The organism is Paenibacillus hodogayensis, from assembly GCF_039536325.1.
In the GTDB taxonomy this organism is placed as follows: Bacteria; Bacillota; Bacilli; order Paenibacillales; family NBRC-103111; genus Paenibacillus_AB; species Paenibacillus_AB hodogayensis.
The window spans coordinates 241,656-263,970 of the sequence record NZ_BAAAYO010000008.1 but is presented as its reverse complement, the minus strand read 5'-3'; the positions used below and the strand labels follow the sequence as shown (position 1 = coordinate 263,970).

General features: G+C 54.6%; 26 protein-coding genes. All 26 read left to right on the top strand.

All coding sequences use genetic code 11. From position 1 onward, the window contains the following. Positions 1-83 precede the first annotated feature (83 nt). The 26 genes from flgB (at position 84) to ABD796_RS16885 (ending at position 22,288) form a co-directional block, all read left to right on the top strand. Positions 84-455, top strand: coding sequence for a flagellar basal body rod protein FlgB (gene flgB / locus ABD796_RS17010; protein ID WP_344909538.1), 372 nt, complete (start codon positions 84-86; stop codon positions 453-455). A gap of 3 nt (positions 456-458) precedes the next feature. Next, a complete protein-coding gene (flgC, locus tag ABD796_RS17005; protein ID WP_344909536.1) occupies positions 459-908 on the top strand; it encodes a flagellar basal body rod protein FlgC in 450 nt (149 codons plus the stop codon). Between the two features lie 43 nt (positions 909-951). Beyond that, positions 952-1,260, top strand: a complete 309-nt coding sequence (gene fliE, locus ABD796_RS17000; RefSeq protein ID WP_344909534.1) for a flagellar hook-basal body complex protein FliE — start codon at positions 952-954, stop codon at positions 1,258-1,260. A gap of 43 nt (positions 1,261-1,303) precedes the next feature. After that, positions 1,304-2,887: a flagellar basal-body MS-ring/collar protein FliF gene (fliF, locus tag ABD796_RS16995; protein WP_344909532.1), complete on the top strand. Its 1,584-nt coding sequence runs from the start codon at positions 1,304-1,306 to the stop codon at positions 2,885-2,887. Between the two features lie 12 nt (positions 2,888-2,899). After that, positions 2,900-3,916: a flagellar motor switch protein FliG gene (fliG, locus tag ABD796_RS16990; protein WP_344909530.1), complete on the top strand. Its 1,017-nt coding sequence runs from the start codon at positions 2,900-2,902 to the stop codon at positions 3,914-3,916. Then, complete coding sequence (locus tag ABD796_RS16985; RefSeq protein WP_344909528.1) at positions 3,909-4,754, top strand: FliH/SctL family protein; 846 nt, start codon at positions 3,909-3,911, stop codon at positions 4,752-4,754. The genes fliG and ABD796_RS16985 overlap by 8 nt, the downstream gene beginning before the upstream one ends. After that, the gene (gene fliI / locus ABD796_RS16980; RefSeq protein WP_344909526.1) at positions 4,747-6,069 is read left to right on the top strand and encodes a flagellar protein export ATPase FliI; all 1,323 of its coding nucleotides are present in this window, start codon (positions 4,747-4,749) and stop codon (positions 6,067-6,069) included. The genes ABD796_RS16985 and fliI overlap by 8 nt, the downstream gene beginning before the upstream one ends. 8 nt (positions 6,070-6,077) lie before the next feature. Beyond that, on the top strand, positions 6,078-6,515 hold the full coding sequence (fliJ, locus tag ABD796_RS16975) for a flagellar export protein FliJ (RefSeq protein ID WP_344909524.1): 438 nt from the start codon (positions 6,078-6,080) through the stop codon (positions 6,513-6,515). A 33-nt stretch (positions 6,516-6,548) separates the two neighbouring features. After that, positions 6,549-7,472, top strand: a complete 924-nt coding sequence (locus ABD796_RS16970) for a MotE family protein (RefSeq protein WP_344909522.1) — start codon at positions 6,549-6,551, stop codon at positions 7,470-7,472. A gap of 45 nt (positions 7,473-7,517) precedes the next feature. Next, entirely contained in the window at positions 7,518-9,134 is a 1,617-nt protein-coding gene (locus ABD796_RS16965) for a flagellar hook-length control protein FliK (RefSeq protein ID WP_344909520.1), read from the top strand. A gap of 26 nt (positions 9,135-9,160) precedes the next feature. Continuing rightward, complete coding sequence (locus ABD796_RS16960; RefSeq protein ID WP_344909518.1) at positions 9,161-9,580, top strand: flagellar hook capping FlgD N-terminal domain-containing protein; 420 nt, start codon at positions 9,161-9,163, stop codon at positions 9,578-9,580. A gap of 12 nt (positions 9,581-9,592) precedes the next feature. Beyond that, positions 9,593-9,976 (top strand): TIGR02530 family flagellar biosynthesis protein, encoded by a 384-nt coding sequence (locus ABD796_RS16955; RefSeq protein ID WP_344909516.1) that lies wholly within the window; start codon positions 9,593-9,595, stop codon positions 9,974-9,976. An 85-nt stretch (positions 9,977-10,061) separates the two neighbouring features. Continuing rightward, positions 10,062-10,883: a flagellar hook-basal body complex protein gene (locus ABD796_RS16950; RefSeq protein ID WP_344909514.1), complete on the top strand. Its 822-nt coding sequence runs from the start codon at positions 10,062-10,064 to the stop codon at positions 10,881-10,883. A gap of 75 nt (positions 10,884-10,958) precedes the next feature. Next, positions 10,959-11,180, top strand: coding sequence for a flagellar FlbD family protein (locus ABD796_RS16945; protein ID WP_344909512.1), 222 nt, complete (start codon positions 10,959-10,961; stop codon positions 11,178-11,180). A 2-nt stretch (positions 11,181-11,182) separates the two neighbouring features. After that, entirely contained in the window at positions 11,183-11,665 is a 483-nt protein-coding gene (locus ABD796_RS16940; RefSeq protein ID WP_344909510.1) for a flagellar basal body-associated FliL family protein, read from the top strand. A gap of 30 nt (positions 11,666-11,695) precedes the next feature. Next, positions 11,696-12,694: a flagellar motor switch protein FliM gene (gene fliM / locus ABD796_RS16935; protein ID WP_344909508.1), complete on the top strand. Its 999-nt coding sequence runs from the start codon at positions 11,696-11,698 to the stop codon at positions 12,692-12,694. Then, positions 12,684-14,006 carry a flagellar motor switch phosphatase FliY gene (gene fliY / locus ABD796_RS16930; RefSeq protein WP_344909506.1) on the top strand — a complete coding sequence of 441 codons (1,323 nt, stop codon included), beginning with the start codon at positions 12,684-12,686 and terminating at the stop codon, positions 14,004-14,006. The genes fliM and fliY overlap by 11 nt, the downstream gene beginning before the upstream one ends. Positions 14,007-14,028: 22 nt before the next feature. Continuing rightward, a complete protein-coding gene (locus tag ABD796_RS16925) occupies positions 14,029-14,391 on the top strand; it encodes a response regulator (RefSeq protein ID WP_344909504.1) in 363 nt (120 codons plus the stop codon). Between the two features lie 5 nt (positions 14,392-14,396). Continuing rightward, complete coding sequence (locus tag ABD796_RS16920) at positions 14,397-15,068, top strand: flagellar biosynthetic protein FliO (RefSeq protein WP_344909502.1); 672 nt, start codon at positions 14,397-14,399, stop codon at positions 15,066-15,068. Continuing rightward, positions 15,065-15,823 carry a flagellar type III secretion system pore protein FliP gene (gene fliP, locus ABD796_RS16915; protein WP_344909500.1) on the top strand — a complete coding sequence of 253 codons (759 nt, stop codon included), beginning with the start codon at positions 15,065-15,067 and terminating at the stop codon, positions 15,821-15,823. Before ABD796_RS16920 ends, fliP begins: the two co-directional genes overlap by 4 nt. Positions 15,824-15,875: 52 nt before the next feature. Next, positions 15,876-16,145 (top strand): flagellar biosynthesis protein FliQ, encoded by a 270-nt coding sequence (fliQ, locus tag ABD796_RS16910; protein WP_344909497.1) that lies wholly within the window; start codon positions 15,876-15,878, stop codon positions 16,143-16,145. A gap of 11 nt (positions 16,146-16,156) precedes the next feature. Next, positions 16,157-16,945: a flagellar biosynthetic protein FliR gene (gene fliR / locus ABD796_RS16905; RefSeq protein WP_344909495.1), complete on the top strand. Its 789-nt coding sequence runs from the start codon at positions 16,157-16,159 to the stop codon at positions 16,943-16,945. A 32-nt stretch (positions 16,946-16,977) separates the two neighbouring features. Beyond that, positions 16,978-18,075 (top strand): flagellar biosynthesis protein FlhB, encoded by a 1,098-nt coding sequence (gene flhB / locus ABD796_RS16900; RefSeq protein ID WP_344909493.1) that lies wholly within the window; start codon positions 16,978-16,980, stop codon positions 18,073-18,075. 57 nt (positions 18,076-18,132) lie between these two features. Beyond that, positions 18,133-20,166 carry a flagellar biosynthesis protein FlhA gene (flhA, locus tag ABD796_RS16895; protein ID WP_344909491.1) on the top strand — a complete coding sequence of 678 codons (2,034 nt, stop codon included), beginning with the start codon at positions 18,133-18,135 and terminating at the stop codon, positions 20,164-20,166. Then, complete coding sequence (gene flhF, locus ABD796_RS16890; RefSeq protein ID WP_344909489.1) at positions 20,163-21,422, top strand: flagellar biosynthesis GTPase FlhF; 1,260 nt, start codon at positions 20,163-20,165, stop codon at positions 21,420-21,422. Before flhA ends, flhF begins: the two co-directional genes overlap by 4 nt. Next, a complete protein-coding gene (locus ABD796_RS16885; RefSeq protein ID WP_344909487.1) occupies positions 21,419-22,288 on the top strand; it encodes a MinD/ParA family protein in 870 nt (289 codons plus the stop codon). Before flhF ends, ABD796_RS16885 begins: the two co-directional genes overlap by 4 nt. Positions 22,289-22,315: the final 27 nt, after the last annotated feature.

Sequence of the window (22,315 nt, the reverse complement as noted above, 5' to 3'; positions counted from 1 at the left end):
TGAATGAAGAATTAGAAATTACATAACTTTAGCGAAAGTGGGTATTTGGAATGGCTTTTTGGGATACTCCGAGCCTTGGGTTGATGGAACGGACTTTGGGAGCGGCCACATTTCGACAAAAAGTGATAGCGAATAACGTCGCAAACGAGGATACCCCGTATTTCAAACGGTCTGATGTGCAGTTCGAAGAGCTGCTAGAGAAGGAATTGACAAATAAGTCGATTCAAGGCCGCCGTACCGATGCGAGGCATATCCCGATCGGACGTCCTGCCGCTCCTGCCGTCCCGGAGGTCGTAACGGATGAGAACACGATCATGAACAACAACATGAACAATGTCGACATCGATTACGAAATGACGCTCCTGGCCAAAAACCAGCTGCGCTACAACGTCCTGATCGGTCAGGTCAGCCACGATCTGAAAAACTACCGCACCGCACTGAATGGGGGGAGATAATGAATGAAGCTTACAAACGGATTTGACATTAGTTCTTCCGCACTAACCGCGCAGCGGTTTCGCATGGATGTCATATCCTCAAACATCGCCAACGCGGACACGACCCGCGGCAAGCTGGTCGACGGCCGATGGGTGCCTTACCAGCGCAAGGTGGTGACGATGGAGGCGAAAGAACCGGGCGTTTTTTCCCAGCTACTGCAAAAGTCGCTTGGCGAAGCGACGGGCGAGGGTGTGCGCGTGTCCCGCGTATTCGAGGACGAAGCCCCCTTCAAACAAGTCTATAATCCTACTCATCCGGACGCCGACGAGCGCGGATATGTCGAAATGCCTAACGTCGACATTTTGAAAGAAATGGTCGATATGATGTCGGCCACCCGTTCCTACGAAGCAAACGTAACCGCTCTGAACGCTACGAAATCGATGGTCGCCAAAGCATTGGAGATCGGCAAATAAAAGCCGTTATACATACTATAAACCGCTCAGAGGGGTTTGAAACATGATTCAGCAAATCGGATTTTTACCGAAAAAACCGCTAGTGTCCGCGTCCGCCGGACCGAACGCCGATGAAGGCGCGGCCCAGCTTGCCAAAGACTTCGGCTCGTTTCTGAACGACGCCATGAATGGGTTGAACAAACAGACGAGCGCCGTCGATAAGTTGAACGACCAATTCGTAACCGGCCAAATCGCGGATGTCCACCAACTGACCATAGCTGCGGAGAAGCTCTCGCTCAGCCTGGAAATGACCGTACAGCTTCGCAACAAAGTGATCGAAGCGTACCAGGAGGTAATGAGGACCCAGATTTAATTCAACCAGGTAGGCGCAGCAGATTCCCGGGCGGGGTGACATAGTGAACGAGACATTGGTCCAATATCGGGACAAAGCGACTCAATATTGGAAACAGCTAAGCAAAAATCAAAAATATATGATATTCGGCACGATCGCAATTTTGATAGCCGTCATTATTTTGACATCCATTAATTTATCGAAAACGGAATATGTAACGGCGTTCCGCAACCTGCAGCCGAACGACGCAGCCAACATCAAGAAGTATTTGGATAATGCCAAAGTCGCTTATCAGCTCAGCCCCGACGGCACGAGCATAGCGGTTCCGGCAAGCGCGGCCGCTTCGATCAAGCTCGATGTCGAATCACAAGGCTTGAACAAGAACGGCTCGCTCGGTTACGGCGCATTTGAAGGAAGCAATACGTTCGGGATGTCCGACAACGAGTTCAACGTAAAGCTGATTAATGCGATGCAAGGCGAAATTCAACAAATGTTCAATCAAATCAACGGCGTTGCCAGCTCCAAAGTGTTGATCACGGTTCCGAAGGACAGCGCGTTTTTGTCGACCCAGCCTCAGGAATCAACAGCTTCGGTCATGTTGATTATCGAGAACGGTTACCGGTTCGATCAGGCTCAAATCGATACGATGTACAACTTGGTCGCCAAGACGATTCCGAAACTGAAATACGAGAATATTACGATTTCCAACCAGAATGGGGAATTGCTTGCGTACTCCAAAACGAACGGGGCGATAGCGGGCACTTCCGGTCAAATTCAGCAGCAATTCCAGGTCAGGAATCAGTTTCAGAACGAGCTGCAAAAAAATATTATGAGTTTGCTAGGGAAAATGTACGCTCCCGACAAAGTGGTCGTCAGCGTTATCTCCACTTTGAACTTCGATCAGAAGACCAGCCGGCAAAATCTGGTGACTCCGGTGAATACCGTGGACGGCAAAGGCATCGAAATCAGTACGCAGGAGAACAACAAGTCCGCTTCGAGCAACGGCAATCCGACCGGCGGCGTACCGGGGACGGGCACTACCGATGTTCCGACGTACCAAGGCGGGCAAGCGGCAGGCGGGCGTACGGAATCGGAAGAGACGAATCGGATCGTCAATTACGAAGTCAATCGGATCACGAATGAGATCGTGTCCAGTCCTTTCATCGTCAAAGATTTGTCGATAAGTGTCGGAATCGAGCCTCCTGTGAAAAACGATCCGGCCTCGCTGACCCAGGAAATGAAGGACAATATTCAAAGAACGCTGGTGAGCATTGTCTCGGCAACGCTTGCAGACAGCGGGCAGACGTTTACCCCGGACGATATCGGGCGCAAAGTGACGCTGTTCGCCCAGCCGTTCGCGGATACGCCGGCAACGGCACAAACTGCGATCAACTATTGGATGTGGGGCGGCATCGGCGTTGCGGCGATGGCGATTGCCGGAGCGGCCGGATATTTCATCCGCCGGAGAAGACAGCAGCAGGCCGTACCGGCCGAAGAGGAGCTGTCTCCGCCGACTCGGATCGAACTGCCGACGATCGATATGGAAAACGCCAACGAAAATCAGGTTCGCAAACAGTTGGAAGGGCTCGCCAAGAAAAAGCCGGAGGAGTTCGTAAATTTGCTGCGTACGTGGCTAGTGGATGAATAAGGGGGGACTCCTGTGGCAAAAGCGGTGCAGCAAGGATTGACCGGGCGACAAAAGGCCGCCATTTTGCTCATCAGTCTCGGGCCGGAAGTATCCGCTCAAATATTCAAGCATTTGCGCGAGGAAGAGATCGAGCAGTTGACGCTTGAAATCGCCAATGTGAGAAAAGTGGATAGCGCCGAGAAGGAAGCGATTCTGGCCGAATTTCATCAGATTTGCTTGGTTCAGGAATATATTTCGCAGGGCGGTATTCAATACGCCAGAGAAATTTTGGAGAAGGCGCTCGGCACCAGCCGGGCAATGGATATTATCAACCGTCTGACAGCCACCTTGCAGGTCAGGCCGTTCGACTTTGCGCGCAAAGCCGATCCTGCGCAAATTTTGAACTTTATTCAAAATGAAAACTCGCAGACGATCGCGCTCATTTTGTCGTATTTGCAGCCTGACCAGGCTTCGATCATTTTGTCCTCGCTGCCTCAGGAAAAGCAGGCTGACGTAGCGAAGCGGATCGCGATGATGGACAGCACGTCGCCGGAAGTCATTAACCAAGTAGAGCGCGTATTGGAGCAGAAGCTGTCCTCGACCGTAACGCAGGACTACACATCGGCAGGCGGCATCGAAGCGATCGTGCAAATTTTGAATGGGGTCGACCGCGGAACCGAACGGACGATTCTCGACTCGCTGGAAATCCAAGACCCGGAGCTGGCCGAGGAAATCAAGAAGCGGATGTTCGTATTCGAGGATATCGTCAATATCGACAATCGCTCGATTCAGCGCATTATACGGGATATCGAAAACGCCGACCTGCAGCTTGCCCTGAAAGTGGCCAGCGAGGAAGTGCGCGAAGTCATTTTCCGGAATATGTCCAAGCGCATGGCGGAGACGTTCCGGGAAGAAATGGAGTATATGGGGCCTGTACGGCTGCGCGACGTCGAAGAGGCGCAGACGCGCATTGTGGCGACAATCCGTCGTTTGGAAGAGGCAGGAGAAATCATTATCGCTCGCGGCGGGGGAGACGATATCATTGTCTAACGTCATCAAAGCGACGCATTATATCCCTATAGACGATAAAAAGCTGATCCAAGTTGCAGTGGCCGAAATTTTTTCCGAGCAAGAGCCGGAAGCAGGCGAGGACGCCGAAGCGGTTCAAGAGGAGTCGATCCCCGCCGAGGTGGCCGCGGCGCTTGCCGCGAAGGAACAAATCATTCAGGACGCCGAGTCTTACGCCGAATCGGTCGTCGCCCTGGCGAACGAAGACGCCGCTCGTATTCGTCAGGAAGCGAGCGATGAAATAAACGGCTGGTGGGACGAGCGAAGGGCGGAGGACGCGCGTACGGCCGACGAAGCGCGGGAGGCCGGTCGCGAGACCGGCTATCGGCAAGGCTACGAGGAAGCGACCGCGGAAGTTCACGGCCAATACGAGCAGCTGCTGGCCGAAGCCCGGACGATCATCGAGAGCGCCGTGACGCTCAAGCATCAGTTGATTCAGGAGTCGGAGCCGTTTCTGATCGAGCTGAGCTGCTCGATCGCCGAGAAAATTGTCGGCAGGCAGCTGTCCCTGGAGCCGGAATGGTCCGTCGAGCTGATCAAGAAAGTGCTGCTCCGCCGCAGAGAGCAAGGTATTATCACCTTGTGCGTATCGGCCGATCACTTCCAGTTCGTCGTCGACTCGCGCGAGGAATTGATGCTTGCTATCGATTCGCAAGCGGAGCTGCAAATTATTCCCGATCCGACCGTACGCGATCAAGGTTGCGTGATCCGTTCTTCGTTCGGCAGCATCGACGCGAGAATCGACACGCAGCTGAACGAAATCAAAAAAGGCTTGCAGCAGGTAGCATTCCGAAGCGAAGGAGCTTACGCGGATGAATAATGCTCCCCAAGCGCACAAATACATCGATTATTTGCGGCATATCGACCCGATCCGGGTAAACGGCAAAGTGACGCAGGTCATCGGACTTACGGTCGAGTCGGAAGGACCCGACGCCAGCGTCGGCGACGTATGTTACATTTATCCGTTCAAGTCTGCGCAGCCGTTGAAGGCCGAGGTGGTCGGCTTTCGCAACAATAAAGTGATTCTTATGCCGCTCGGAGAGCTGCATTCGATCGGACCCGGCTGCGATGTGGTCGGTACCGGCAAGCCTCTTACCGTACAGGTCGGACACGAGCTGCTCGGTAAAGTGCTGGATGGGCTCGGACAGCCGCTGGACGGATCGTTTTTACCGACGCGAATGCCTCACTATTCGACGAACGCGGTTGTGAACAACCCGTTAAACCGTCCGCGCGTGCACGAGCCGATCAGCGTCGGCGTGCGTTGTATCGACGGCTTGCTGACGCTAGGCAAAGGCCAGCGCGTAGGCATATTCGCCGGTTCCGGCGTCGGCAAAAGTACGCTGATGGGCATGATTGCGCGCAATACTTCGGCGGATGTGAACGTCATCGGTCTAATCGGCGAGCGCGGACGCGAGGTGCTCGATTTTATCGAACGGGATCTCGGACCGGAGGGCTTGGCCCGTTCCGTCGTGGTGGTGGCAACGTCCGACCAGCCGGCTTTGATCCGGATGAAGGGCGCGCTGATCGCGACGACGATCGCCGAATATTTTCGCGACCGGGGCTTGAACGTGATGTTGATGATGGATTCGGTGACCCGGTATGCGATGGCGCTGCGCGAGGTCGGGCTGGCGATCGGCGAGCCCCCGGCGACAAGGGGCTATACCCCTTCCGTGTTCGCCAATTTGCCCAAGCTGCTGGAAAGGGCGGGGACCGGTCCGAAAGGCTCGATTACCGCATTTTACACGGTGCTCGTGGATGGCGATGATATGAACGAGCCTATTGCCGATACGGTGCGCGGCATACTGGACGGGCATATCGTCCTGGACCGGAATTTAGCCCATAAAGGCCATTACCCGGCGATTAATGTCTTGTCCAGCGTCAGCCGCTGCATGAAGGAGATCGTGCCGGAGCAGCAGACCGATGCCGCCGACCGGTTGAAGCGATTATTATCCATCTATAAGGATTCGGAAGATCTTATTAATATCGGGGCGTACCAGAAGGGTTCCAACCTGGAGATAGATACCTCTCTCGACTATATTCAGACGATCTGGTCTTATTTGCGGCAAAAAACGAGCGAAAAGATCGACTACAATCTGGCTTACAACCAACTGGTCGAACAATTCGGCGGAGGCTAAAGAGGCGCATGAGGTTCCGGTATCCATTGCAAAAGCTGGTTGATTTGAAGACGAACGAAAAAGAACAGGCCGAGTGGGTGCTGTCCGAAGCGATCGGACGCCTGCAGCAGGAAGAGCAGTCGCTGTCAGAGCTGGAAGTTGAGCGCAGAAGCGTCGGCGAAGAGCTGGAGCAGGCGGCGCGCGGAACGACAATCTCGCAAATCCAGCTGCTTCAGCAGTATTCGCAGCATCTGGAGCAGCAAATTCGCTTGAAGGCGCACGACGTGGAGCGGGCCAAGGCCAACGTAGCCGACAAGCAGCAGGCGCTGACCGCAAAGATGATGGAAGAGAAGGTTTGGTCCAAAGCCAAAGAAAAGGCGCAAGCGCAGTTTACCGCATTGCTTCTGAAGAAAGAGCAGGAGGAACTGGACGAAATCGCTTTAACTCGCCGCATCCAGACGATATAGACGGCAGCTTACAACCGGAAGGGGGTTAGCGATATGGCGGATTCGGAAGCGGAAAAATCTTCATACGGGGCGTTCGAGCGATTTCTGTTTTTTGCGACCCCGATCATTTTCCTGCTTGTGCTTCTCGGCGTCATGTTTGCGCTCTTCGATTCGAACATCATGAATAATGTATTGAAGGCAGCGAACAAGGTTCCGGTGCTGGAGAAGCTGATACCCGATCCAAAGACGACCGATAAGTCAAGCAAGGTGACGCTGCCTTCCAGCTCCGGCGGGACCGCAGCTACAACGGCTGCCGGCGATTCGGCGGCAGTCGAACAATTAAAGGCACAACTGGAGAAAGCGCAGAGCGAACTGCAAAACGCCTCCAGCCAAAGCCAGCAGAAAGATCAGACGATCAAGGAACTGAAGACGCAACTGACCGAGATGGAAGACAAGATGAAGAACAAGACGCAGACCGACGATCAGTACCGCGCTCAGGTACAGCAATTGGCGTCGATCTACGCCGGCATGATGCCGAGCAAATCGGCCCCGATTCTCGAGGCGCTGACTCTGAAGGAACGCGTACTTGTCTTGAGCGAGATGAAACCGGCCGATCGTGGCAAGGTGCTGGAGAAAATGACGCCGGCAGTTGCGGCGGAAGCCTCGATCCAGTTGAAAGACGTCGTTCCGGCAAAAGACATGCAGATTGCCGCGCTTCAGGAAAGACTCGACGTCAACAAGCAGCAGGACCAGAAGCCGGTGCCTGCGGCAACGAAGAACGATTTGGGACAGACGTTCTCGCAGATGGTTCCGAAAAGCGCCGCTGCGATCCTGATTGAAATGAATACGGGCAGCCCGGCGAAAGTGCTGGATATTTTGAACGCGATGGACAGCGCCGGTCGGGCCAAAGTTCTCGCAGCCATATCCGACGCCAACAAGCAGGTCGCTGCGGCCCTCAGCTCCAAGCTGACTCCTTAAAGCGAAGGTTGCGGACGCTTCATGGAAAGGAGGTGATAATTTAAAATGAGCAACAATCCTTTTATGATGCTTAACGCCACGCAACCCGGGGGAAACGCTCCGCTTGGCGTGCTTGTATCCAGGAACGCTTCTGCCGGAACGAACGGAGGCGATGCGGCTTTTGCCAATACGCTCGTTCAGTCGCTGCTTACGCAAAGCGGCGCCGGACTGCAGGCTTCCGGTCAAGGCAACCTGCTAGCAGCCAACGTGCTGGCCAAACTGTTCTCCGGGCAGTCTGCTAACGATTCGGCGCAGTTGGCCGATGCGCTCGCTTTGCTGCTGGGCAGTCCGGACGGTACGGCCGGGGAGGACGGCGTCAGCGGATTCGGTCAGTCATCTGTCCTTGACGCTCTTCTGGTCCGCTTGCTGGCGGCTTCGGATGCTTCCGGAGCGGAAGGAACCCGGACATCAAGCGGGCAATTGCTGGAGGAGTGGCTGAACGGCTTGCAGGGCGAAGATACGATTCCGGATCACCACCAGAATGCGCTGGACAATATGATCGCTTTGCTTGATTTGGCTCAGGCGGTTATTCAGCAGTGGCAGCCGGTCGAAGCGAAGCCGGTTGCGGAGACGGAATCGCCCGGGACTCCGGCACAACAGGTGCAGGACGGCTCCATGCAATCGCGGAACTATGCAGAACTGTTGAGAACGCTTAGGCAGTTAAACGACCTTCGGCAGCAGCAGCCTAATCAGCCGGAAATCGTGCAGCTCGTCGATTCCTTCGAACAGCTGCTGGCGCCCATGATGCAAAGGGAAACCGATAAGGGCGGGCAAGCGACGCCGCAAGCGGCAAGCGCCATCCCGGGACCTTCGGTTGCCGAGCCGCAAGCGCCGGTTGCCGTTCCAGCCGCCGCCACTCTTCACGCGTCGAGATGGAAAACAGCCAACGCTGCTGCCGGACAGGAAGAAGGCCGCCATATGGCCGCCGTCCAGACGCTGGCGCGGGGAGCCGACCTGAAAGGAAGGCTGGAAGCGCTGGCCGCCAAAGCCTCCGTTATGCCGCATATGATGGCGATCCAGCCGGCCGAGCAGTCGGTCCAGCAGGAAGCATCCGGCGCTGAGACGGACATGCAGGCTTCGGGCGCCGCTCAGGCACCGGTTCAGCCGGATTCGATCGTGCGCCATGCGAACGCAGCTTCGCCGGTTCAGCCGCAGGAGCATGTCGTTCACGCGGATCGTTTCGCCGAAGAGATGGCCAAGGCTTTGAAAAGCATGAAGGTACATACGGCGAACGGCTTGTCGGAAGTCCGTATTACGCTGATGCCGGAACATCTCGGTCATATCGACGTCAAAGTCACGATGCACAACGGTCAAGTCGTCGCGCAATTTATGGCTGACACGGCTCACGGCAAGGAAATGCTGGAAGGACAGCTCGCGCAGTTGAGAGCGATGCTGCAAACGCAAGGCTTGCAGGTCGATCGGCTCGAAGTGTCGCAATACAATCCGCCGCAATCCGGATCGTTTCAGGAATCGAAGCAGCAACGGCAATCGGGTCAGTCCGGCCGCCAGAATGACGACCAAGCGGATCGCGAGCTTGCGCCAGTCGATTTCTTGACCGAATTGGAGAACGTCTCCGGAGCGAAAGCGGCCACAGCCGGTGCTTCGTTTAACGAAACGGTGTAGCGGGCCGTAAAGATGGAGGAATTCGAATGCCTACAGTCGGCGTTTCGAACGGTACGTTTTATTATAAAAACGCCGTTGAGAAACAAAAAACAGGCAGCAGCAGCCTAGGCAAGGACGAGTTTTTGAAAATTTTAATGACTCAGTTGTCCAATCAGGACCCGACGAAGCCGCTGGAGGACAAGGAATTTATTGCCCAGATGGCGACGTTCACCTCGGTGGAGCAGATGACCAATATGGCGACGGATATGAAGCTGCTCCGGCAGTCGATCGGCTTCAGCTCGTCACTGATTGGCCAGACGGTCGGTTGGATGAAGATCGACGAGAAGGGCAAGGAGCAGCCGCAGTCCGGTGTCGTCGATTCGATCAAGATCAAAGACAACAAGCAAATCGCGGTTGTCGGCGAGCAGGAAGTGCCGCTCGATAAAATTATTGAGATCAAAAAGTAGAAGGTGTTCCCCATGACGGATCGAATGACGATCGGCCAGATGTATCCGGGCGCCGTCTCATCGGTTGCCGGCATCAAACGTGCCGAGGCGAACGCCCGTCAGCCGGCCGGGGCAAAATCGTTTCAGGACGTATTTAGCGACAGTCTGGTCCGGATTAGTCATCATGCAGGTGTAAGGCTTCAGCAGCGGGGAATCGAGCTCAAGCCGGAGCAGATGGACAAAATCAACTCGGCCATCGACAAAGCCGCAGCCAAGGGGGCGAAGGAGTCGCTCATCTTGATGGACAACATGGCGATGATCGTCAACGTCCGCAGCAAAACGATCGTGACCGCAATGGATGGCGCGGCGATGAAGGACAACGTATTTACGCAAATCGACAGTGCCGTGATTTTGTAGCGGCGCGAACGGGCCGGCCCTTTTCGGAAGCCCGGGGTTGCGGATCGCATGAAGCAGCCCGACCAACATTTTAGGAGGAACGCGAATGTTAAGATCGCTTTATTCCGGCGTATCGGGCATGAGAGGCTTTCAGACGAAGCTTGACGTAATCGGCAACAATATCGCCAACGTCAACACGATCGGTTTCAAAGGAAGCCGCGCGATGTTCAAGGACATTTTGAGCCAGTCGGTGTCCGGTGTTACGGCTCCGGCCGATGGCAGAGGCGGTGTCAACGCCAAGCAGATCGGGCTGGGCGTCACGCTCGCGGCCATCGATACGATTCATACGCCGGGCAGTGCCATGACGACGAACGTCGTCACCGACGTACGCATTGACGGAGACGGATTTTTTGCGGTCCAATCCGGAGAAGACGGAGGCATATTCCTAACGCGTGACGGCAATTTCAAGATGGACGCGGCCGGACAGATCGTCACGTCCGACGGCTACCGGGTCGTAGGCGTGGGCGGAGCGCCCTTGCCGGCGATCGATCCGGCTGCGGTTACGGCTTTCTCCATCGATCAGAGCGGTCAATTTATCGGCGTCAACGTGGACGGCACGTCCGCCCCGATTGACGGCATGCAGCTGGCGGTCGTAAAGGTGACGAACCCGTCCGGTTTGGAAAAGATGGGCGGCAACATGTATCGCGTATCGCCTAACGCATCCGTAGACGATGTGGAATACGCGGTTCCGAATGATCCTGAGCTCGGTACGGGAGCGATTATTTCCGGCCAGCTGGAGATGTCCAATGTGGATCTGACCGGCGAGTTTACCGAGATGATCGTGGCGCAGCGGGGCTTTCAGGCGAACTCCAAAATCATCACGACCTCGGATGAAGTTTTGCAGGAAGTGCTCAGCTTGAAACGATAAGCGTAATCGTTAGGCGAGGGGGCTTCCCCCTTGCCTGACATCGGGCGTTCCGTGCGCGATTTCTGGAGGGATAGCATGATACCGGTGACACGGTTAAACGGCAGCAGGCTGACCATTAACGCATTGTTGATCGAAACGATCGAGGAAACGCCGGATACGCTCATTACGCTGACGACCGGGAAAAAATTTATCGTTACCGAGAAGGTAACGGATGTGGTGAGCCTCGTAAAGACTTACCTGCATCAGGTCGGATCGATCAGGGTAGCGGTGAACAATAATATCCCGGAGGGTCCCTAATCATGTTCAAGAACAAAATGCTGCAATGGCTGATCATGATTTTGATCGCGATCACTTTAATTGTACTTGCCTGCTTTATTTTGTGGGATTATTTGGACAAAAAATCGCCGAGCGGCGATCCGTCCGAGCAGGCGGCGAGCTCTGTCGATAACGTAAAGGCGAAGAAGATGACCGCCAAGGAAGAGAAAGCAAATAGCGTGGAGATCAAGGATATCACGACCAATCTCGCGGGCAAAAATTACGTAAAAGTCAATTTTTCGTTTTTGATGGACAACACCAAATCGAAAGACGAATTCGTCCTGCTGACCCCTCGGGTCAGAGCGATTATTTTGCAGACCCTTGCGGATTTGACGGTGGATCAAGTCGGCGGATCCAAAGGGCAGGATCTGATAAGTACGACGCTAATCAATAAGATCAACCCGATATTATCCAAAGGAAAATTGGTGCGTGTGGACATTACGGACATCAACATCACGAATAACTAAGCGGATGCGCGGATAAGGGGGTGATGAATTTTGGTAGACGTACTATCGCAGAACGAGATTGACGCCCTTCTCGCCGCGCTTTCGTCCGGCGAAATGGACGCCGAGGAGCTCAAAAAAGAAGAGACGCAGAAAAAGGTGCGTGCGTACGACTTCAAACGCGCTGTCCGCTTCTCCAAGGACCATATTCGCAGTCTGACGCGAATTCATGAGAACTTTGCGCGTTACTTGACCACTTATTTTTCGGCGCAGCTTCGTACGTTCGTGCAAATTAACGTCGTGCAGGTGGAGCAGCTGCCGTATGATGAGTTTATCCGATCCATACCGAAAATGACGATTTTAAATATATTCGAAGCGGAGCCCCTCGAAGGCCGGATGGTGCTTGAGGTTCATCCGAACGTAGCCTTCGCGATGCTGGACCGGCTGCTGGGCGGTCCCGGAAGTTCGCCTCCCAAAATCAACGCGCTTACGGAAATTGAGACGATCGTCATGGAGCGCATATTCAGCAGAGCGTTCGAAAGCTTGCAGGAAGCATGGAGGACGGTTATCGATCTGACGCCGAGAATGGAGGCGCTGGAGACGAACCCGCAATTTATGCAGATCGTGTCACCCAACGAGACGATCGCGCTTATCTCGCTTACGACGAAGATCGGCGATACGACCGGTATGATTAACCTGTGTATCCCCCATGTCGTCATCGAGCCGATTATGCCGCGCTTGTCCGTGCATCACCAGTTTTTGTCGCAGCGTAAAAGCCGCGCGCCCGAGGAAGTGGAGGCGCTGCAGGAACGGGTATACAAAGCGCACCTGCCCGTCATCGCCGAGCTTGGCGAATCGCTGATTACCGTCAAGGAATTTCTGAATTTGGCTGCCGGAGACGTCATTACCTTAAATAAGCCCGTAAACGACGGGCTGCACATCAAAGTAGGGGATAAACTCAAATTTATCGGAAGTCCGGGTACCGTTAAAGACAAGCTTGCCGTACAAGTGACGGAGATTGTCAGCGAAGGGGAAGAAGAAAATGACGAGTAAAGATTATTTATCGCAAGAAGAGATCGACGCCCTGCTGCGGCAGACGAGCGAAGATTTCGGCGGCGGCGCGTCCTCTGCCGGCAGCCCGAACGTTGACGATTATTTGAGCCCGATCGAGCAGGACGCGCTTGGAGAAATCGGCAACATCACCTTCGGCAGCGCGGCTACCGCCTTATCGACCCTGCTGGGCAAAAAAGTGGACATCACGACGCCCAAAGTGTCCATGATCGCGCGCGAGGAGCTGGAGAAGGAGTTTCCAAGGCCGCACGTGGCGATTCACGTCAATTATGTCGACGGCTTTGACGGCATCAATCTGCTCGTTATCAAAACGAGGGATGCTCAAGTCATCGCGGATTTGATGATGGGCGGCACGGGTAATGTCACCGACGATATGGAGCTTTCCGAAATCCATATCAGCGCCGTGCAAGAAGCGATGAACCAGATGATGGGATCGTCGGCGACATCGATGTCGACTATTTTTAACCGGTTTGTCAACATTTCCCCGCCGGGCATCAATATTTTGGATTTGCCCAACGGCGAAGGAAAAGACCAGCTGCCGCGCGAGGAAGTTTTCGTCAAAATTTCGTTCCGGCTTATTATCGGCGATCTGATCGACTCTACCTTGATGCAGCTGTTGACCGTTTCCTTCTCCAAGGAGATGGTATCGACTCTGCTCGGCGGAGCGGGCATGGAGCCCGAGCCGGCCCCGGCATCTGCCGCGCCCGTGATCGAGCCGCCTGCCGCGGCCGCTTATACAGCGCCGCAGCCGACGCCGCAGCCTGATCCGATGGCCGGATACGCCAACAGCGCTCCGATGCAGATGCCGCCTTACGATCCGTATCAGCAGCAGCCAATGTATCAGCAGCCGCCGGGGATGCCTTACCAGCAGCCAATGTATGGCCAACCGATGATGCAGCCTCCAATGATGCCGCAGCAGCCGATGTACCAACAGCCGTCGGCCCCAGCCAACTATGGCGGTATTCCGGGACGGAACGTCAACGTTCAGGCTGCGCAGTTTTCCAATCTCGGGGGACCGTCCGTTCATGCGGATGATACGAATCTAAATTTACTACTGGATATTCCTCTGAAGGTTACCGTAGAATTAGGGAGAACCAAGAAGCTGATTAAAGATATATTGGAGTTTTCCCAAGGCTCGATCATCGAGTTGGACAAGCTGGCCGGCGAACCGGTCGACATTCTGGTCAACAACAAGCTGATCGCCAAGGGAGAAGTCGTCGTTATCGATGAAAACTTCGGTGTTCGCGTAACCGATATCATCAGCCAAATGGATCGCATTCAAAAATTACAATAGTCTCGGGAGGACTGACACAGGTATGGCTAACAAAATCTTAATCGTAGACGACGCAGCATTCATGAGAATGATGATCAAGGACATTCTGAGCAAAAACGGTTATGAGGTTGTGGGGGAAGCGCAGGACGGATCGGTAGCTGTAGAAAAATATAAAGAGCTGAAGCCGGATCTTGTGACGATGGACATTACGATGCCGGAGATGGACGGCATCGCCGCGTTGAAGGAGATTAAAAAATTCGATTCGAATGCGAAGGTGATCATGTGTTCGGCAATGGGCCAGCAGGCGATGGTCATCGATGCGATTCAAGCCGGCGCGAAGGACTTCATCGTCAAGCCGTTCCAGGCGGACCGCGTTATCGAAGCGATCAAGAAGACATTGGGTTAACCGGCATGCGTGCGGCAGGACGCTTGAGGCTGCCCCGCTTCTCGTTGCGGCTGGCCCTATCCGGCGTTGCGACTCTGCCGATCCTGTGGCTGTACGGTGCGGCCGGCGTGTACGCCGAAGAGAAAGCGGGGGGCTTTGGTGCCGGTACGGACGGTGCGGCTCTTCCCGGAGATTCGGGCGCCATGTTTATGGCGATAGTCAAGGTCATCTTCTTCCTTACTATCATTATCGGCATCTTTCTGATCATAATGAAGGTTTTGGCCAAAAAAAAATGGAGCTGGAATCCGGCGCGCACCGTGTTCCGAACGATGGGCGGTTTGCCGATCGGTCCAAACAAATCGGTGCAGATCGTCGAGATCGGCAAATCGCTATATATACTCGGAGTAGGGGATTCGGTGAACCTGATCCACAAAATAGACGATCCCGAGGAAATAGCCTACATATCCGCCGTTCTGTCTCCGGAGCGGGAAGCCCCTTTTCAGGGGTGGCAGAAGCTTCGCGATTGGCTGGGCAGGTTGAAGAAGGGCGAGAAGGAAACGTTGGAGGATGAAAATCAAGTGGCCGCTTCTTTTCAAAACGTATTCGAATCGAAGATGAAGCATATGGCGGACCGCAAAAAGCTTATGGAAGATATTTTGCAAAGCGATGACGACACCGGCCGGAAGGTCGACCGATGAGCCGTTACGCCGTGGCGCTTGGCGCCGTTTTACTCGTTTTGTTGGCGTTTCCGGAATATTCGTTCGCAGCGGATCCGATTCCGGGTATCGACATCAACATCGGCAACGGTACGGGAAGCGGAGCGGCTGCCAATACGGTAACGCTTATCCTGTTGATCACCGTGCTCAGCCTCGCGCCGGCGATTCTGGTGCTGATGACCAGCTTTACGCGAATTGTCATCGTGCTCGGCTTTGTCCGTACCGCTCTCGGTACGCAGCAGATGCCGCCCAATCAGGTCCTGATTGGTCTCGCCTTGTTTTTGACGCTGTTCGTGATGTCGCCCACGTTGTCGCAAGTCAACCAGACGGCGATTCAGCCTTATTTGCAAGGGGAGATCAATCAGACTGAGGCGCTGTCAGCGGCAGCGCTGCCGCTGAAAAAATTTATGGCGGCGCAGACGCGCGAGAAAGATTTGATGCTGTTTCTGAACTATTCGAAAGCGGAGAAGCCAGCAGGCGTGGAAGATACGCCGCTCACGGCGCTCATACCGGCCTTTGCCATCAGCGAGATGAAATCGGCTTTTCAGATGGGCTTTATGATCTTTATTCCGTTTCTCGTCATCGATATGGTCGTCGCGAGCACGCTGATGTCCATGGGGATGATGATGCTGCCTCCGGTCATGATTTCTCTGCCTTTTAAAATTTTGTTGTTCGTTCTGGTCGACGGCTGGTATCTGGTCGTCAAATCGCTTCTGCTCAGCTTCCATCCCGTCTGACCGCTGTAAGCGGGCTGCAGCCGAGCCGAAATTGCAAAAGGAGTGTCGGCGGTTGAGTTCCGAGTTCGTCATTCGTCTAGCCGGGGAAGCCGTCTACACCGTACTAAAGGCCAGCGCGCCAATGCTTGTGCTGGCGCTCGCGGTCGGGTTGCTGATCAGCGTGTTTCAGGCGGCGACGCAAATTCAGGAGCAGACGCTGGCGTTTGTTCCGAAGATTGTCGTTGTACTGTTGTCCATTCTCGTTTTCGGACGGTGGGTGTTGCAGACGCTGGTCGACTACACGTTTAATCTGCTCGACAATTTGTACAAGTTCATCGGGTAAGGGGCTCCGATATGGAACAGTGGATTCCTTACTTGCCGAACTGGCTGCTTATATTTTGCCGCATTACCGCCTTTGTTCTGGCCGCGCCGGTATTCTCGACACGCGGCGTGCCGCCTCAGTGGAAGATCGGCATATCGGCTATAATCGCCTTCCTGATCTTCCCGACCGTCGGTCTTCAGACGCCGGCGAACATGGATGCGGTGTTCGTAATGTCGATCATTCGCGAAGTTCTGGTCGGCTTGCTGCTTGGCTTTACTGCTTATTTGTTTTTTACCGCGGTGCAAATTTCCGGATCGTTCATCGATATTCAAATGGGGCTCGGCATTGCCAACGTCATTGATCCGATGACCGGCGCGCAAAGTCCGCTGATCGGCAATTTCAAGTTTATTTTGGCGATGCTGCTGTTTCTTACTTTTAACGGCCATCATTACATGTTCGAAGGCATCATGAAAAGCTACGGTATGGTTTCGCTGTCGAACGGGCTGTTTGGCAGCATCCAGGATGGCGCCGTGCACGAGTTTCTGCTGCGGGCGTTCTCGAACGTGTTCGCGATTGCGCTGCAAATGTCCGCACCGCTTGTCGTGGCGCTGTTTTTGACCGACGTCGGTCTCGGCATTCTTTCCAAAACCGCCCCCCAGTTCAACATATTCGTGGTCGGGGTGCCGATCAAGATTTTGGTTGGATTTTTACTGCTCGTCCTTATTCTTCCGGGTTTTATTTACTTGTTTCAGGATTTGTTCGGCTCTTTGTTCCAGTCGTTGGACCAGTTGGTCAAGCTTATCGGTACAAGACCGTCATGAACATTCAGGCTGTGCGTGTGGGGGAATGAACCGTGTCGCGATTTGCGCTGCCGCTTGATCTGCAGCTGTTTGCCGGCGAGAAGACGGAGAAGGCGACGCCGAAGAAGAAGCAGGAGTCCCGGCGCAAAGGGCAGGTTGCCAAAAGCATGGAGCTCCCTTCGGCGTTTATTCTGTTCGGCATCGTGCTGCTGCTCTTCGGCTACGGGAGCTTGATGCGGGACAAAATCGAGAACATGTTCGTATCCACCTTCCACGATTACATGGGGCTGGAGATGACGCTGAACAACGTGTCGACCATGTTCGGACGGCTTATATTCGAAGGCTTGATCCTGATGGCTCCGTTGTTCGGCTTGGCCATGGTCATGGCGATATTGGCCTCGTATTCGCAGATCGGGTTTCTTTTTACGACGGAGCCGCTCAAGATGTCGTTCAGCAAGCTTGATCCGATCAAAGGAATTGCTAATTTGTTCAAGCTTCGCTCGCTGGTGGAGCTGCTGAAATCGGTTTTGAAGATGACCGTTATCGGTCTTGTCGTCTTCTTCTCCATATGGAATGCGAGAAGCGATTTTATCGAGATGGGGCGCTGGCCGCTCGTTCACACGTTCTCGTTTACTGCGCATCTGATCCTGATGCTCGGCGTGCAAATCGCCGCCATTATGCTCGTGCTGGCCGTGTTCGACTACATGTACCAGAAGTACGAATACGAGAAAAACTTGCGGATGTCCAAGGACGAAGTAAAGCAGGAATACAAGAACACCGAAGGGGACCCGCTGATCAAAGGGAAGATCCGCGAGAAACAGCGGCGGATGGCTTTGCAGCGGATGATGCAGGATGTGCCCAAAGCGGACGTCGTCATCACGAACCCGACTCATTTCGCCGTGGCGATCCGCTACGATCCGAAAAAAGCCGAGGCCCCGGTCGTCATTGCAAAAGGCATGGATTATATCGCCCTGAAAATTCGGCAGGTCGCGGAGGAACACGGCATCGTCAAGATGGAAAACAAGCCGCTCGCCCGCGCGCTGTACGATCAGGTCGAGATCGGTCAAACGATACCGGCCGATTTGTTTCAGGCGGTGGCCGAAGTACTGGCATACGTATACAAATTGAAAGGCAAGACGGCCGTCAAGTAAGGAAGGCGGCTGGAGCGGAACCGAAACATTAAGCGAACCGGGAAGGAGGGCGCATCCATGCGAACGAGAGATCTATTTATACTGTCGGGAATTATCGGGATCATTCTCATGATGGTCGTCCCTATCCCTCTTGCTCTGCTGGACTTTTTGCTGATCATTAACATCACGATCGCGCTCATGATCATTTTGATTGCGATGAACACCCAGCAAGCGCTCGATTTCTCCATCTTCCCGACTTTGCTGCTCATCACGACGCTGTTCCGGCTCGCCCTCAACGTATCCACGACACGGAACATTCTGACCGAAGCCGAAGCGGGCAACGTTGTAGCGACGTTCGGATCGTTCGTTGCCGGCGGCAATCTGGTCGTGGGATTCGTCGTCTTCCTCATTCTCGTCATCGTGCAATTTATCGTCATCACGAAAGGCTCGGAGCGGGTCGCCGAGGTAGGCGCCCGGTTTACGCTCGACGCGATGCCCGGTAAGCAGATGGCGATCGACGCCGATCTGAACTCCGGTCTGATTAACGAGCAGGAAGCGAAGGATCGTCGAAAGAAGATCGAACGGGAAGCGGATTTTTACGGAGCGATGGACGGCGCCAGCAAATTCGTAAAAGGTGACGCGATCGCCAGCATCGTCATTTTGTTCATTAATATGATCGGCGGTTTGATTATCGGCGCAACCTTTCACGATATGACGCTGTCGGAGTCGTTAAAAACGTTCTCCATTCTGACGATCGGGGACGGTCTGGTCAGCCAGATTCCGGCTCTGCTTATCTCCTCCGCAGCGGGCATTATCGTAACGAGGGCCGCTTCCGAAGGAAATCTGGCTTCGGATTTGACCGCGCAGCTGTTCAGTTACCCGAAGCTGCTCTATGTCGTCGCCGGAACGATTTTGTTTCTCGGCATCTTTACTCCGATTCATTTTATTACGACGGCTCCGATCGCCGGACTGCTTATTTTGGCCGCTGTCCGGATGCAGCGCAATCTGAGCCGCAAGGCGGAGGAGACGGAGCATATGGTCGAGGAGCAGAAGATCGAAGAAGTCCGCAGCCCGGAAAGCGTCGTGTCGCTGCTGTCGGTCGATCCGATCGAATTCGAGTTTGGCTACGGGCTCATCCCTCTCGCCGATACCGAACAGGGCGGCGACTTGCTGGACCGGATCATTCTGATCCGCAGGCAATGCGCGCTGGAGCTCGGTCTGGTCGTTCCCGTCATTCGCATCCATGACAATATCCAGTTAAGGCCGAACGATTATGTCATTAAAATCAAAGGCAATACGGTCGCGCGCGGCGACCTGCTGCTCAATCATTACTTGGCGATGAGTCCGGGCATCGAGGACGATTCCATCGTCGGCATCGAGACGTCCGAGCCGGCCTTCGGCTTGCCGGCGCTCTGGATCGACGAGAGCATGAAGGAGCGGGCCGAGCTGTCCGGCTACACCGTTGTCGATCCTCCGTCCGTCGTCGCTACGCATTTGACGGAAGTGGTGAAGCGTCACGCGCACGAGCTGCTTGGCCGACAGGAGACGAAGCTGCTGGTCGAGAACGTCAAAGAGAGCTACCCGGCGATTGTCGAGGAGCTGATCCCGAACGTGCTCAGCGTAGGCGATATCCAGAAGGTACTGGCCAAGCTGCTGAAAGAAAAAATATCGATCCGCGATCTGGTTACGATATTCGAAACATTGGCCGATTACGGCACTTATACGAAAGACCCGGACATCTTGACGGAATATGTGCGGCAAGCGTTGTCGCGACAAATTACGAATCAGTTCGCGTCCGGGGGCGACTCGCTGAAAGTCGTGACGATCGGACCGGCGCTGGAAAAGAAAATCGCCGAAAGCGTCCAGCAGACGGAGCATGGCTCGTATTTGGCGCTCGACCCGGTATCGTCGCAAACGATTTTCCAAAAAGTCACGGAGCAGGTAAGCAAGCTGGTTCAGCAAGGGCAGCAGCCGGTCATTCTGGCTTCGCCGACGATCCGCATGTACTTGCGCCAGCTGCTGGAAAGAACGATGCAGGACATTACGGTGCTGTCCTACAGCGAGCTTGAGCCTCAAGCCGAAATTCAAAGCGTAGGGGTGGTGAATTTATGAGGGTAAAACGGTACGTCGTCGATTCGATGCCGGACGCGCTGCAAAAAATCAGGGCCGATCTGGGCAAAGACGCGGTTATTTTAAATACGAAGGAAGTCCGCTCCGGCGGATTTCTCGGTCTGTTCGGTAAAAAGCAGATCGAGGTCATCGCCGCGACCGACACCGCCCAGCAGCCCGAATCGCCAACCCCCGCGGCCTCTTTGAAACAAGCGGTCCCCGCAGGCGCATCGTTCGTCTCGCATATGCAGGAGGCGATCGCGGTAGCCTCGAGACAAGCCGCCGCTGCAGCCAAACCGACAGCCGTGTCGGAGGAGCCTTTCGTTCCGCCGCTTGCGCCTCCTGCGCAGTCAACGTCTCCGGCTCCCCGTAACAAGGGCAAAGAAGACCTGCTGATGGACGAAATCAGGCAGATGAAGGAAATGGTTTCCAGGCTCGCGGCAGACAAGCAGGACGGGCTCCCTTACCCGGAACCGATTCGCAAATATGAACGTATTCTGCTGGATCAGGAGATCGCTCCGGATGTGGCCGATGCTTTGCTGCGCGGGGCGGCCGAGGAATTTGCGGACGAAGCTTCCGATCGGACGGACGAATCCGCTTATCGGGCGGTGCGCAACCAATTGAAGCGTATTGTCCATTCGGGAGGCCGCAAAGGAATTGACCCCGATACACGAATCGCCCATTTCGTAGGCCCGACAGGCGTCGGCAAAACAACGACGATCGCCAAGCTGGCCGCGGAGCAGGTGCTCAAGCGCAACCGCAAAGTGGGTTTCATCACGTCGGATACGTACCGCATCGCTGCCGTCGAGCAGCTCAAAACGTACGCGACGATTCTGAACGTGCCTCTCGAAGTCGTGTTCTCGCCTCAGGAGTTAACGCGCGCGTTCCAGCAGTTGGAGCATTGCGACGTCATTTTCATGGACACGGCGGGCCGCAATTTTCGTAACCAGATGTATGTGTCGGAGCTGAATTCCTTGCTGCAGACGAACGGGAAAAGCGAGACGTTCCTGGTGCTCAGCCTGACGTCCAAATACAAGGACATGAAGGCCATTACCGAAAATTTTTCCAGGTTCAAGCTCGATAAGGTGCTCTTTACGAAAATGGACGAGACGGACTCTTACGGATCGATCGTCAACCTGCTTTACGATTTCCCGCTCCAGCTTTCCTATATTACGAACGGGCAGAACGTTCCCGACGATATTCTCGAGACGAATGAAGACAAGCTGATCGATGCTCTTCTCGAGGAGCGCGAATCATGAGCGATCAGGCGCAGAGACTGCGGAATCTGGTGCGCAACCAAGCGGAATCGCCGATGCGCAATACCCGCATCATCACGGTTACGAGCGGCAAAGGCGGCGTCGGGAAGTCGAACTTTACGCTCAATTTCGCGCTTTGCCTGCAGAAGCTGGGCTACAAGACGCTTGTGTTCGACGCGGATATCGGGCTTGCCAACATCGATTTGCTGATGGGCGCCTCCCCCGCATACAGTCTGTACCATCTGCTGAAACGGGAAAAAGGCATCCGCGACATTATTTATAAAGGCTATCACGATCTTGAATTTATTGCTGGCGGCTCGGGTTTTAACGATCTGATGCGTCTGACCGAGGAGGAAATCGACTATTTCGCCGAGCAGGTCAACGAGCTGAACGGCTATGTCGATTTTATCATTTTCGATACGGGCGCCGGGCTTTCCAAGGAAACGCTGAAGTTTATCATAGCTGCGACAGAAACGATCGTCGTGACGACACCGGAGCCGACAGCCATTACGGACGCCTATGCGATTATCAAAATGGTGACGTCGCTCGGCCATGAGGTCAAGTTCCGGCTGGTGGTCAACCGGGTTACCGAGGCGCACGAGGGCAAACAAACGGCGGACAAGATCAGCTATGTAGCCAAACAATTTTTGAATCTGGACATCCCGACGCTTGGATTTGTGGAGGATGACAGCAGTGTGAGCAAGGCGGTCAAAAAGCAGGTTCCGTTTACGATCGCGTTTCCCAACAGTCCGGCCTCGAAGAGCATCGAGCGTCTTGCCGCGCAATTCGTCACCGGTTCTGCCCCTTCCGAAACGTCCAGCGGAGCGGTTCGAAGCTTTTTGAATAAAATGATCAAGCTGTTGAAATAAGTCACCGGGCCAGACATGACGACATCA